This window comes from Galbibacter sp., assembly GCF_048266365.1.
Classification (GTDB): domain Bacteria; phylum Bacteroidota; class Bacteroidia; order Flavobacteriales; family Flavobacteriaceae; genus Galbibacter.
In genome coordinates this window covers 24,052-37,292 of record NZ_JBLWZP010000002.1, presented here as the reverse complement: position 1 = coordinate 37,292, position 13,241 = coordinate 24,052, and the positions used below count along the sequence as shown (strand labels likewise).

The following is a 13,241-nucleotide window of genomic DNA, read 5'->3' as shown; positions in this document are numbered from 1 at the left end:
TCTAACTTTATTTTGATTTGTATTCCAGTGTTTTAATAAACCATTAGGCTTTTCTTTCCAATTCTTGCATAACATCTACCAAAGCTTGTACGCTTTCAATTGGAAGTGCATTATACATAGAAGCTCGGTACCCACCAACACTTCGGTGTCCATTGATACCATTCAAACCTGCTTCTTTAGCAAGAGCATCGAAAGTATCTTTATACGACTCATCAACGAGGTTGAAGGTAGCGTTCATATTAGATCTATCTTCCTTAGCAGCAAAACCTTTAAAGAGTGGGTTTCTGTCAATCTCGTTGTAAAGCAATTCTGCTTTAGCCTCATTTTTCTTTTCGATCCCAGCAATACCTCCTAGATTTTTAAGCCAATCAAGGGTTAACATAGAGGTATAAACTGCAAATACTGGAGGCGTATTGAACATGCTTTCTTTTTCAGCATGAACGCGATAATCCAACATTGAAGGAATCACGCGGTCAACTTTTCCTAAAACAGACTCCTTAACTGCTACTAGAGTGGCACCAGCGGGTCCCATGTTCTTTTGAGCACCTGCATATATGATATCAAATTTTGAAAAATCCATTTGACGTGAAAATATATCAGAACTCATATCACAAACTACCGGACAATTTACCTCCGGAAAATCTTTTATCTGAGTTCCGAAAATTGTATTATTTGTTGTAAAATGGATGTAATCCAAATCTGTCGGAACATCATAACCTTTAGGGATGTAATTGAAATTCGCATCTTTGGAAGAGGCTAACTCTACCACTTCACCTAAAATTTTAGCTTCTTTCATGGCCTTAGAAGCCCAAGTTCCAGTATTTAAATATCCCGCTTTGGTATTCATTAAGTTAAATGGAACATTGATAAACTGCATACTTGCTCCACCTTGGAGAAACAAAATTTTATATCCTTTTCCTTCAAGTCCTAAGAGCTCCAAAGCCAATTGTTGGGCTTGTTCCATAACTGCAATAAAATCTTTACTGCGGTGGGAAATCTCTATTAGTGAAAGGTCTGAATTGTTAAAGTTTAAAATGGCCTCAGAAGCTTTTTGAAATACGTCTTGAGGCAGAATGCATGGTCCTGCGCTAAAATTATGCTTTTTCATAAAAATAGTTAGTTGTGATTTTTATGGGTACAAAGTTGCTAATTTATCACTTAAAAACTGTTATCAAAACCATAATAATTTTGTTAGAATGCTAACAGATATTAAGGAGTTGTTATAATGTGACAATTTCTTTTGAACAAATGCCAATTCGACCTATAATTCCAATAAAAATTTTAAAGTATCAACGTGATCAGCATAATCCCAAAGTTCAGGTTTTTGCGTTTTTCCAAACGGAATTTCATCAGTTGTCCATCCATTTGAAACTACACATTGCAATTGCTCTCGATCTGAAATCAATTTTTGCTTTAATGAGTCTTCATCCAAATAATGCTCGTAGAACAATGTTGCTATTGGTGAACCGTATTCATCATCTTCTTTTAGCATTAAAAACCCGTTGTCCAACATATCGTACAGGCTCATCAAATAAACGGCCTTATTGTAGTCGTAATTGTTGGCATATTTATTTTGATTGATAATATCATGATACGGATAAATCGCCTTAAAAAATGCTTCAAAATTATAATCTTGTGGTACAAATAATTTCGAAACACTTCTACAGCCTAATCCATAATAAGTAAAGATATCTTTTCCTAAAGCATAAAGTTGCTCTGGGGTTTCTTCGCCAGTTAAAATGGCAATAGAATTTCTATTTTTCCGAATGATGTTAGGCTTGCTTGAAAAATAATATTCAAAATAACGAGCTGTATTGGAACTTCCAGTAGCGATCACCGCATCATACTCTGGAAGTTTATCTTTATAAAACGATATCTTTCCTTTAAACCAGGGTTGAACCGCTTCGAGATATGTTGCAATAAAGGGGAGTAGATGCATGTCATTAGAGGATTGTTTTACGACAATCCGATGGCCACTAATTAAAACGCATAAAAAGTCATGGAATCCTACTAAGGGTATATTGCCCGCCATAATAACGGCGACAGTTTTAGGTTCTCTTTCCTCAAATTGGTAATTGGATAGCCATTTCTCAATATTTGGAAGGGTTAGTGCATCTGCCCAATTGGATAAGGCAAATTTGAGATTTTCCTTGGTAAACCAAGCATTATGTTGCTCTGCCAAATTGAGCTTCTGGGTTAAGACATCGATATATTCTTGGTCGCTCTCTTTAATTGGAGTGTCCTTTTGTCCTATTTGTCTAAATAAGTTGCCGAGTTTAACAAAAGCAGATATTCTATCATGAATCTCACCCATTATATTTGTTTAAGATATAGTTTGTCTTTATTTTTGACTTGCAAATTTACGCATAAGCTACTGATTGCATATTTATATTCAATATAATTTTGTTGTTGAGCCGAAAGTTTTCTGTGGTTCGCCTTAATATTTGAGCCAAGTATGTGTATTTTTGCATAAAAATATTAATTCTAGAAAAAGAAAAACATGGCTATTATCATTACAGATGAGTGTATAAATTGCGGGGCCTGTGAACCAGAATGCCCAAATAATGCAATTTACGAAGGCGCCGATGACTGGCGTTATAGTGATGGCACTTCACTTACAGGAGATGTAGTTTTGCCTAATGGAAAACAAGTTGGAGCCGACGAGACTATGGAACCGGTTAGTGATGAATATTACTTCATTGTTACCGATAAATGTACTGAGTGTATGGGCTTCCATGAGGAACCTCAATGTGCAGCAGTATGTCCAGTGGATTGTTGTGTCCCCGATGAAGATAATGTAGAAACAGAAGAAGAATTGTTGGCCAAACAACGCTTCATGCACCCAGATTAAATCTAAAATTAAATCATAGTGTCATATAATAAAAGGGAAGCAAACGCTTCCCTTTTATCAATTAAACTATATCTATTTTGCGAGTTTTACTTTGTTTTAGAGGTATATATTCTTTTGATTAACTCATTAGTGCTTTTGTCATAATACTCTAAAACGAAATTTCCGTCTTTGTCAAAATAGCCAACACCGTTACCCTTTTCAGTTTCTACAATAAAATTCTTATTGGAAGAAACATATGTTGTTGCATTTAGTTCGGCATCATCCAAAGAAGCGATTGTAAAACCATCATCTTGTGGGGTGAAATCACATTCAGAACCATTACATATAAAGGTCGCTTTCTTATCAAGCATTACTTTACTGTCTCCTTCAACAACAATTTGATGTGTGGTAACTTTCATTGAAGAATCAACTCTTGATTGATTAATTTTATTTTGATCTTCTTGGCTTAGCTCCACAGCCTGCTCTTGCCGTACAACCATACTTTTACTGACTTTCTCAGCACCTTGATTGTCAACGACAGTTTTCGTTTTTGTGACTGTTTCTTCCAAAACATCTTTATTTTGAGCAAACCCAAAGGTCATACTCAAAACCAATACGGATGATAAAACTAATTTTTTCATATACATTTCCATTTTTGGTTATCTACTATATTTACGAAAATAAATTAAACTTTGATGTTAATGGTCTCATAATTTATACTAACGTACTGTTAAAGCTATTAAGGCATATAGCTTTAAATCCCTATGTCTATATGTGATACCATTGAATGATTTGATTATATTTGCACTCGAAAAAAACAATCAGTATCGAATGAAAGCAGGAATTGTAGGATTACCAAATGTTGGAAAGTCAACATTGTTCAATTGTTTGTCGAATGCTAAAGCACAGAGCGCCAATTTTCCATTTTGTACCATTGAGCCTAACCTAGGAGTGGTTAATGTTCCAGATGAGCGTTTAGAAAAATTAGAATCACTTGTTGTGCCGGAACGCGTATTACCAGCGACAGTTGAAATCGTTGATATTGCCGGATTGGTTAAGGGGGCAAGTAAAGGTGAAGGTCTTGGAAATCAATTCTTAGGTAATATCAGAGAGTGTAATGCTATAATCCATGTTCTGAGATGTTTTAATAATGACAATATCGTTCATGTGGATGGTAGTGTAGATCCTATTAGGGATAAAGAAACCATTGATATTGAATTACAGTTAAAAGATCTTGATACGGTAGATAAACGTTTAGAAAAGGTCAATCGCGCTGCCAAAACAGGCGATAAGGATGCTCAAAAGGAACAAGCCTTATTAAATCGCTTTAAGACGGCCTTAGAGAGCGGGATTTCTGCTAGAGCTGTAGAAGTGGATGAAGATGAAGCGGAATTCATGCAAAGCTTTCAATTGTTGACTGCCAAACCTATTCTATACGTATGTAACGTAGATGAAGGGTCTGCTATGACTGGAAATGCTTATGTGGATAAAGTGATTGAACTTACCAAGGATGAAAATGCAGAAGTTATTGTACTTGCAGTAGGGACTGAGGCAGATATCGCAGAATTGGAGGACTATGAAGAACGACAGTTGTTCTTAGAAGATATTGGTCTTAAAGAACCAGGAGCATCTATCTTAATTCGAGCTGCTTATAAACTACTCAACCTTCAAACCTATTTTACCGCAGGTGTTAAGGAGGTTAGAGCATGGACCATTGAAGTCGGAAACACGGCTCCCCAAGCAGCAGGTGTAATTCACTCTGATTTTGAGAAAGGCTTTATTCGCGCCGAAGTAATTGCTTATGAAGACTTTGTAAACTACGGTAGTGAAGCCAAGGTAAAGGAAGCTGGAAAAATGAAAGTAGAAGGTAAAGAATACATTGTTAAAGATGGTGACATTATGCATTTTAGGTTTAATGTATAATCAAAAGATCAAATAAAATAATTTGTTATTCAATGGTGTCTTAAGTATATTTTAGGATGCCATTTTTTGAATTTCAGTCATAGGGATGCTATCACTGAAATTTCAAAATTTTAATGGGTTATAAAGATTAATCTACAAAATATCAGGTTCTTAACAATTTTAATTTTTAGTATGTTAATTACTTTAGTTTAAAGGGGTTTCATTTTAACTGTTGAAGCCTTATATTAGCATCAAATCCCATCTCTAAATAGATATGTCAGAAACTACTAAGTATACAGAAGACAATATTAGGTCCTTAGATTGGAAGGAGCACATCCGTATGCGCCCCGGAATGTATATTGGGAAATTAGGTGATGGATCCTCTGCCGATGATGGTATTTATATATTGATAAAAGAGGTGCTCGACAACTGTATTGATGAGTTTGTCATGGGCGCTGGAAAAACCATCGAAGTTTCGGTACAAGGAAACAAAGTGATCGTAAGGGATTACGGTCGTGGAATCCCATTGGGAAAAGTTGTGGACGTGGTTTCCAAAATGAACACCGGAGGTAAGTATGACACCCGAGCTTTTAAGAAGTCTGTCGGACTAAATGGAGTGGGTACAAAGGCAGTCAATGCATTGTCGTCATTTTTTAAAGTCGAGTCCAATCGAGATAATCAATCAAAATCTGCAGAGTTTGAACAAGGTAATCTTGTCAACGAAGAACAATTAGAGCAGAATAGTAGGAGAAGAGGTACCAAGGTAACCTTTATACCAGATGAAGTCATCTTTAAGAATTTCAAATTCCGTAACGAGTATATTGAAAAAATGATACGCAATTATGTGTATCTCAATCCAGGCCTTACCATTATTTTTAATGGTGAGAAATTTTATTCAGAAAATGGGTTGAAGGATTTATTGGAGGATACTACCAATAAAGAGGATATGCTTTATCCGATAATCCATCTCAAGGGCGAGGATATTGAAGTTGCAATTACACATAGTAAAACACAGTATAGTGAAGAATACCATTCCTTTGTGAATGGACAGAATACGACCCAGGGCGGTACGCACTTGGCTGCCTTTAGAGAAGCTATTGTAAAGACTGTTAGAGACTTTTATGGAAAAAACTTTGAAGCTTCCGATGTTAGAAAATCAATTATTGGCGCTATTTCAATAAAAGTTATGGAACCAGTCTTTGAGAGCCAGACTAAAACAAAGCTGGGTTCCACAGATATGGGAGGAAGATTACCGACAGTAAGGACCTATATCAATGATTTCTTAGGTACACAACTGGATAACTTCTTGCACAAGAATCCTGAAGTTGCCGAACTCATGCAGCGTAAAATTCTTCAAGCAGAACGGGAGCGAAAGGAGCTTTCAGGAATACGTAAGCTCGCTAAAGAAAGAGCTAAAAAGGCTAGTCTTCACAATAAAAAACTTCGTGATTGTCGAGTACATCTAGGCGATATGAAAAATGATAGAAGGCTAGAGAGTACGTTATTTATAACCGAGGGAGATTCTGCATCAGGATCAATAACAAAATCAAGGGATGTAAATACCCAGGCCGTGTTTAGTTTAAGAGGTAAGCCACTGAACTCTTACGGAATGTCGAAGAAAATTGTGTATGAAAATGAAGAATTCAATTTATTACAGTCTGCTCTCAATATAGAGGAATCCCTCGGTGATTTACGCTATAACAATATCGTAATCGCTACGGATGCCGATGTGGATGGTATGCATATTCGCTTATTACTCATTACGTTTTTTCTTCAATTCTTCCCTGAGCTCATTAAGGAAGGTCACCTGTATATTTTGCAAACACCGCTGTTTAGAGTTCGAAACAAAAAACAGACCTTTTATTGCTACAGTGAGGAGGAGAGAAGAGAGGCTATACAGAAATTAAGTGGTAAACCTGAAATCACACGATTCAAAGGATTAGGTGAGATTTCTCCTGATGAATTTGCCAATTTTATTGGGGAGGATATCCGATTGGAGCCAGTGATGCTGGATAAGGCAATTTCCATTGAAAGTCTGCTAGAGTTTTATATGGGAAAAAACACTCCTGATCGTCAAAAGTTCATCATAAACAACCTTAGAGTAGAACTTGATGTTGTAGAAGAAATGCAATTTTAATTCAATTGATTAACTTTTGCTTTTCTACACCTATTTTGTAGTTGAATCATATTGTATTTTTTATATTAATTTGTTAACCTGACATTGCCATTTATGGAAGAAATTACAGATTTAAATCCAGAAGATAACAGCCAACAAGACACCATTACTAGGGTCGGAGGCATGTATAAAGATTGGTTTTTGGATTATGCTTCTTATGTGATTTTAGAAAGAGCAGTACCTGCTATTGAAGATGGTTTTAAACCGGTACAACGTCGGATTATGCACTCCTTAAAGGAGCTCGATGACGGGCGTTATAACAAAGTAGCAAACATCGTTGGACACACGATGCAGTACCACCCTCACGGAGATGCTAGTATTGGAGATGCCATGGTACAAATTGGTCAAAAAGATTTATTAATCGACACTCAAGGAAACTGGGGAAATATCTTAACCGGCGATAGTGCGGCAGCATCTCGATATATTGAGGCACGTTTATCGAAATTTGCCTTAGATGTTGTTTTTAGTCCAAAAATTACGGAATGGCAACTTAGCTACGATGGGAGAAAAAAAGAACCCATCAACTTACCCGTTAAATTTCCATTATTATTAACACAGGGAGCGGAAGGAATTGCCGTAGGACTCTCTACAAAAATATTACCTCATAATTTCATAGAACTCATAGATGCCTCTATTAAACACCTAAAAGGCAAAGGTTTTACTATTTATCCAGATTTCCCAACCGCTGGAATCATGGATGTAAGCAACTATAATGATGGTATACGAGGTGGCAAAATACGTGTTCGTGCTAAAATTGCACAATATGATAAGAACACCTTAGTAATCAATGAAATTCCTTTTGGAACAAACACCTCAAGTTTAATTGACTCCATCCTAAAGGCCAATGAAAAAGGGAAAATTAAGGTCAAAAAGATTGAGGACAACACTGCAGCAAATGTAGAGATCTTAGTGCATTTGCCTCCAGGATTATCTCCCGATAAAACCATAGATGCCCTGTATGCCTTTACGGCATGCGAGTCTTCTATTTCACCACTAGCGTGTATAATAGAGGATAATAAGCCTCTATTTATAGGCGTAAGTGAAATGCTTAGACGCTCCACAGATAATACCGTAGAGCTGTTAAAACAGGAATTAGAAATCCAACTCAATGAGCTGGAAGAACAATGGCATTTCGCATCCTTGGAGCGTATCTTTATTGAAAATAGAATCTATCGCGATATAGAGGAAGAAGAAACTTGGGAGGGTGTTATTAACGCCATTGACCAAGGTTTACAACCACATGTAAAACATTTAAAGAGAGCCATAACCGTTGATGACATTAGCCGTCTTACTGAAATTAGGATTAAGAGAATTTCTAAATTTGACATCGATAAGGCTCAGGAAAAAATTGAAGCTCTAGAAGGTGAAATCGCGCAGGTAAAACACCACCTTGAACACCTAATTGATTACGCCATTAACTATTTCAACAATCTGAAGAAAAAGTATGGTGAAGGTAGAGAGCGAAAAACCGAAATAAGAATCTTTGACGACATCGAAGCCTCGAAGGTTGTTATTAGGAATACCAAATTATACGTCAACCGTAAGGAAGGTTTTATTGGTACCTCACTTAAGAAAGATAGCTATGTTTGTGATTGTAGTGATATCGATGATATTATAGTATTTACCGCTGCGGGCAAGATGATGGTGACTAAGGTAGACACCAAAACCTTTATTGGTAAAGACATAATCCACGTTGCTGTATTTAAAAAGAAAGACAAACGAACCATTTACAACTTGATATACAAAGACGGTACCGGAGGTTCAACTTATATCAAACGGTTCTATGTTTCAAGTGTTACCCGAGATAAAGAGTATGATCTTACCAATGGAAAGACAGGCTCCGTGGTTCATTATTTTTCAGCAAATCCAAATGGAGAGGCTGAAATCGTAACGGTGTTCTTAAGACAGGTGGGAAGCGTTAAAAAACTCAAATGGGATATAGATTTCGCTGACATACTGATTAAAGGTAGGAATTCAAAAGGTAATATTGTATCCAAGTATGCTGTTAAAAGAATTGAACTCAAAGAAAAAGGAGTTTCAACGCTTAAACCACGTAAGATCTGGTTTGACGAAACAGTTCGCAGATTAAACGTGGATGAAAGAGGAACCCTATTAGGTGCCTTTAAAGGAGAAGATAAGCTTCTTGTAATCACTCAAGACGGTATTGTCAAAACCATAACTCCAGAACTGACAACCCATTTTGAAGACAATATGATTGTTCTTGAAAAGTGGAATCCTAAAAAGCCAATCTCTGCCATTTATTACAATGGTGAGAAGGAGTTGTATTACGTCAAACGTTTTTTGATTGAACAGGTAGATAAAGAAGAGTCGTTTATTTCTGATCATGTAGATTCTACTCTCGAATTGGTAACCACGCATTGGCTGCCAAAAATCGAAATAGAATTTACAAAGGAAAGAGGAAAGGATCGCAAAGCGAACCAAGAGCTGGCATTAGGAGAATTTATTGCTATCAAAGGAATCAATGCGTTAGGGAATCAGCTTACTAAGGAAAAAGTGAAACAGGTTAACCTCCTAGAACCATTTCCTTACGAAGAACCGGAAGAAGTAGAACCTGAGGATATCGAAGTGAATGAAGAGGAAGAATTGAATAGCGGGTCGGAAAATGCTAATACAGATCCAACCCTATTTGATTAAATACCAATCTGATACATCGACTTTCATTTTAGAACCAACAATGGTGTATTGAGTGATATGAATGGCTGAAAGCTATTTGTTTGTCAGTCTGTTTGGAGAAGAACATCCTAAAAAGGAGGTGCATATTATGCAGGCTAGTTTTTTATCCCGCTAGTTTCTATCCAGCCAAATATAAGATTTACAGCCACGATAAGGAAGGTAGCTAAAGTAAGCTCTACATAAAAAGCATTAGCTGCTAAACAACCGGCTGCGGCGCTACACCATATTGTCGCTGCCGTAGTCAGTCCTTGAATTTTATTCTCTCGTTGAACAATAACTCCCGCACCTAAAAAGCCGACACCCACCACAACCTGACCTAAAACCCGTGTGATATCGACACCGAACTGATTTTCAAAATGTAAAGAGATCATAACAAAAATAGAGGCTCCCATAGCTACAATAGTGTTGGTTTTAAGTCCGGCGCTTTTACCTTTATACTCACGTTCTAATCCAATGAGTAACCCCGCGAGACAGGCAGCCAATATTTTATAAATAAAACCCGGAATTTGCAGTTCAAATAATGAATTTAATGCAATCATACTCTAAAGTTAGAAAATCTTGTTATACCAAAAAAGAAAACAAACTCATTATGCATGCTCTAAATTAATCCTTTTTTGGCTGTTTTTTCCATAATCGCATATTTAAAAACTCTAGTAACAGTGAAAATGCTATGGCAAAATACAAATAGCCTTTAGCAATGGCTCCAATGGATTGTCCGAAAAAGGAAGCATTTGATAAATGTAAAGCCTCGGTCACAAGCATAAATCCAATCAGAATTAAAAAGGATAAAGCTAATAATCGTATTGATGGATGTTTGTTTATAAAATCTCGAATGGCATTGGCGAAGACCATCATGACAACAATTGAAACTACTACTGCAATGATCATAAGTATTAGCGCATCATTTGGATTATCACTGATACCATTTGTCATCCCAATGGCTGTTAATATTGAATCAATAGAAAAAATAAAATCAATTAATAGGATCTGCACTAGTGCACTAGAAAGCGTTTTAATACTTTTACCCTTTAATTCATTAGCATTATGATTCGGTAATTCTAATTTTTAATGGATCTCCATTGTACTTTTATAAAAGTACAACCAATCCACCGACAAGTAGAATAATACTTTGCCAACTGAGCTGAGCAGAAAACCAGGAGGAATTAATTTCAAATAAAGCTTTTGATAATCCCACTAAAAATGAGATTAAAAATAGCAATATAATTCGTTGCTCCATTGCCATTACCAAGTCCCAATACAATTTCCTAAAATGTGAGCGTCAATAAAGCACACGAAAACAGCGACGGATAGCAGACCGGTTACTTTATCTTAGTTACGGTCCCTTTTTGCTTGTTGGAAGCGTCACCAACAAGGGAATATTCATAGGTATAAGAATTGTCTTTTGTGGTTAAAATCTTCATATGGACAGCCTTGGATTCATTTAGTGAAGTAGGATTGATTTTCTCGACTATAAACTCGCAATCATTAATCCAGCGTATACTACTAGAATCGGGTACATTTTCATAGTAGTCCACTTCCAGGGTGTCATTTCTAAAAAAAGTGCTAGTTTGTTCTACGCCATCAATGGTGTAAGTGTATTCAAAAGTCCCAGTTTTGAAATCCGTACAATTGCGCTGAACATTGTAGCAGGATGCCAAGATTAAACTAAATAAAAAAAGCAGTAATAATTTTTTTAGATGTATCATTCCCTTTCATTTTTATATTCCTCAAAGGTACCATCTTTATAAAAGATTACAATACGGGAAATGGGCTTTTTTTGAGTAGGTATCCCAGTGCTATAATCAGCTGAAGTCGAATACTGACCAGTCTCAGGCTGATTTTGCTCTCCAAGATCCATAACGACCTGTGAGGGGGTATCCGATTTAGCTGAAGTAGGAAAATTTCCCTTGCCATTTAATAGCCAGTACAATTCAACATCAGGATATTCATGAAGTATTTTTAAAACAAAATCCAAACTAGGATTGTTTCGTCCAGACAATAAGTGTGAAATAGAAGAGCGTTGCACACCAATAGAATCTGCAAAAGCAGAGGCAGAAAGGCCGTAATATTCTAATACTTTCTCGAGTCGTTTAATAAATTCATCTTTGTTTACCATTGTAAACTATAATTAAAAATAGTATTAAGTTACAAATGTAAATAGTAATACCGACAAATCAAAATTAATAATTTAAGGCTTATTTTGTATAAAGTAAAGCTTTATTTGTACTCTATAAAACACTAATAACGTGCATTATATGTGTAAATTATAGATTTATGCTATAGTGTACTTACTTTTGTAAAACATACTGTTTACAATTGACACATCTATCAAGTTTCACCTATTTACAAATGTTATAATTTCGGGTTTACACTTGTAAATTAAATTCCTTTTACATTTGTGAATTCAAAATTGCATATGAATTACCTAAACACTTTTTACAACGCTTATTTGGATTATAAAGACGCTTCTCTTAGTGGTCGATATATCCATTTAGAACAAATCGAACCCTTATTGGTTACATATAAAAATCTCTTCCAAATCAAGATACTTGGAGAATCTGTTGAAAAAAGACCTATATATAGTATAAGTTTAGGAAGCGGATCTAAGCGGATTTTAATGTGGTCACAGATGCATGGAAATGAATCCACCACTACAAAGGCTGTTTTTGATGTCTTGAAATATATTAAGAACAATAGGAGTTTTAGGGATTATATATTGGAAAATTTTACGATTTGCATTTTACCTATGGTAAATCCAGATGGTGCTCTTGCATATACCAGAGCTAATAGTAAGATGGTGGATCTGAATCGCGATGCTCAAGACCGTTCACAGCCAGAAAGTGTGGTGCTAAAAGAAGCCTTTGATTCTTTTAAACCAGAATATTGCTTTAATCTCCATGATCAGCGGACCATTTTCAGTGCCGGTATAGCGGCTTTACCTGCGACGGTATCCTTTTTAACTCCAGCAGAAGATAAAGAACGTTCAATCACACAACAACGCAAGCGCAGCATGGAAATTATCAGTGTAATGAATCAGTTTCTTCAGAAACATATTCCTGGGCAAGTAGGACGTTATGACGATGGCTATAATATAAACTGTGTGGGTGATACATTTCAATCTGCACAAATTCCAACCATATTATTTGAATCCGGCCATTTTCAGAACGACTATCAACGCGAACAAACGCGAATGTATATAGCAAGTTCCATTGTTTGTGCCATTAACTATATAGGAGAACACAATATTGATGGTACGCAATACAAGGCTTATTTTGAAATCCCTGAGAATGATAAATTGTTTTATGATGTGCTGCTGAGGAACTTTCCTGTAGTGGAAGACTCTACAGTTCAGCACGTAGACATCGCTGTACTTTTCAAGGAATCATTAAGAAATGGTAAACTTGAGTTTATCCCAAATGTAGAGCGGATTGAGAAGGATTTAAAATTTTATGGACATAAGGAATTCGATATGAATCAACTAGGTACCCCAGCTGTTGAGAAACATGAAATTAATGAATCCTTTTTAACTAAATTATTAAGAAAAATTTAATAATAAATTTATTTGATTCGCTAATTTATTACTCTTAGATGGTGATAAATTCAGTTTTTTTTATTTTTTTTGCATATCCTTTAAAGATA

At 35.9% G+C, this 13,241-nt stretch carries 12 protein-coding genes; 5 read left to right on the top strand and 7 right to left on the bottom strand.

The features are described from left to right. Positions 1-43: 43 nt before the first annotated feature. Both serC and ACN0TV_RS03100 read right to left on the bottom strand, forming a co-directional pair. Positions 44-1,108: a 3-phosphoserine/phosphohydroxythreonine transaminase gene (gene serC / locus ACN0TV_RS03105; RefSeq protein ID WP_417360015.1), complete on the bottom strand. Its 1,065-nt coding sequence runs from the start codon at positions 1,106-1,108 to the stop codon at positions 44-46. Positions 1,109-1,261: 153 nt separating this feature from the next. Beyond that, the gene (locus ACN0TV_RS03100) at positions 1,262-2,314 is read right to left on the bottom strand and encodes an acyl-CoA reductase (protein WP_417360013.1); all 1,053 of its coding nucleotides are present in this window, start codon (positions 2,312-2,314) and stop codon (positions 1,262-1,264) included. Between the two features lie 186 nt (positions 2,315-2,500). Between ACN0TV_RS03100 and ACN0TV_RS03095 the strand changes: the two genes are divergently transcribed. Next, complete coding sequence (locus ACN0TV_RS03095) at positions 2,501-2,851, top strand: 4Fe-4S binding protein (RefSeq protein WP_417360011.1); 351 nt, start codon at positions 2,501-2,503, stop codon at positions 2,849-2,851. A gap of 86 nt (positions 2,852-2,937) precedes the next feature. Here the strand turns inward: ACN0TV_RS03095 and ACN0TV_RS03090 are convergent, their stop codons facing one another. Beyond that, the gene (locus tag ACN0TV_RS03090; protein WP_417360009.1) at positions 2,938-3,471 is read right to left on the bottom strand and encodes a hypothetical protein; all 534 of its coding nucleotides are present in this window, start codon (positions 3,469-3,471) and stop codon (positions 2,938-2,940) included. A 190-nt stretch (positions 3,472-3,661) separates the two neighbouring features. Here ACN0TV_RS03090 and ychF point away from each other — a divergent pair, with 190 nt between their 5' ends. From ychF to ACN0TV_RS03075, 3 genes are all read left to right on the top strand, one after another. Continuing rightward, positions 3,662-4,753, top strand: a complete 1,092-nt coding sequence (ychF, locus tag ACN0TV_RS03085; protein ID WP_417360007.1) for a redox-regulated ATPase YchF — start codon at positions 3,662-3,664, stop codon at positions 4,751-4,753. A 253-nt stretch (positions 4,754-5,006) separates the two neighbouring features. Continuing rightward, positions 5,007-6,869, top strand: coding sequence for a DNA topoisomerase IV subunit B (locus ACN0TV_RS03080; protein ID WP_417360005.1), 1,863 nt, complete (start codon positions 5,007-5,009; stop codon positions 6,867-6,869). A gap of 93 nt (positions 6,870-6,962) precedes the next feature. Next, positions 6,963-9,563 (top strand): DNA gyrase/topoisomerase IV subunit A, encoded by a 2,601-nt coding sequence (locus ACN0TV_RS03075; protein ID WP_417360003.1) that lies wholly within the window; start codon positions 6,963-6,965, stop codon positions 9,561-9,563. Positions 9,564-9,697: 134 nt separating this feature from the next. Here ACN0TV_RS03075 and ACN0TV_RS03070 read toward each other — a convergent pair whose 3' ends face one another. The 4 genes from ACN0TV_RS03070 to ACN0TV_RS03055 form a co-directional block, all read right to left on the bottom strand. Further along, on the bottom strand, positions 9,698-10,141 hold the full coding sequence (locus tag ACN0TV_RS03070) for an MgtC/SapB family protein (protein ID WP_417360001.1): 444 nt from the start codon (positions 10,139-10,141) through the stop codon (positions 9,698-9,700). Between the two features lie 64 nt (positions 10,142-10,205). Continuing rightward, entirely contained in the window at positions 10,206-10,595 is a 390-nt protein-coding gene (locus ACN0TV_RS03065; protein WP_417359999.1) for a TerC family protein, read from the bottom strand. A 326-nt stretch (positions 10,596-10,921) separates the two neighbouring features. Beyond that, entirely contained in the window at positions 10,922-11,308 is a 387-nt protein-coding gene (locus tag ACN0TV_RS03060) for a hypothetical protein (RefSeq protein ID WP_417359997.1), read from the bottom strand. Next, on the bottom strand, positions 11,305-11,718 hold the full coding sequence (locus ACN0TV_RS03055) for a helix-turn-helix transcriptional regulator (RefSeq protein ID WP_417359995.1): 414 nt from the start codon (positions 11,716-11,718) through the stop codon (positions 11,305-11,307). The genes ACN0TV_RS03060 and ACN0TV_RS03055 overlap by 4 nt, the downstream gene beginning before the upstream one ends. Before the next feature lie 300 nt (positions 11,719-12,018). Between ACN0TV_RS03055 and ACN0TV_RS03050 the strand changes: the two genes are divergently transcribed. Next, complete coding sequence (locus ACN0TV_RS03050) at positions 12,019-13,152, top strand: M14 metallopeptidase family protein (protein ID WP_417359993.1); 1,134 nt, start codon at positions 12,019-12,021, stop codon at positions 13,150-13,152. The last annotated feature ends 89 nt before the right edge of the window (positions 13,153-13,241 follow it).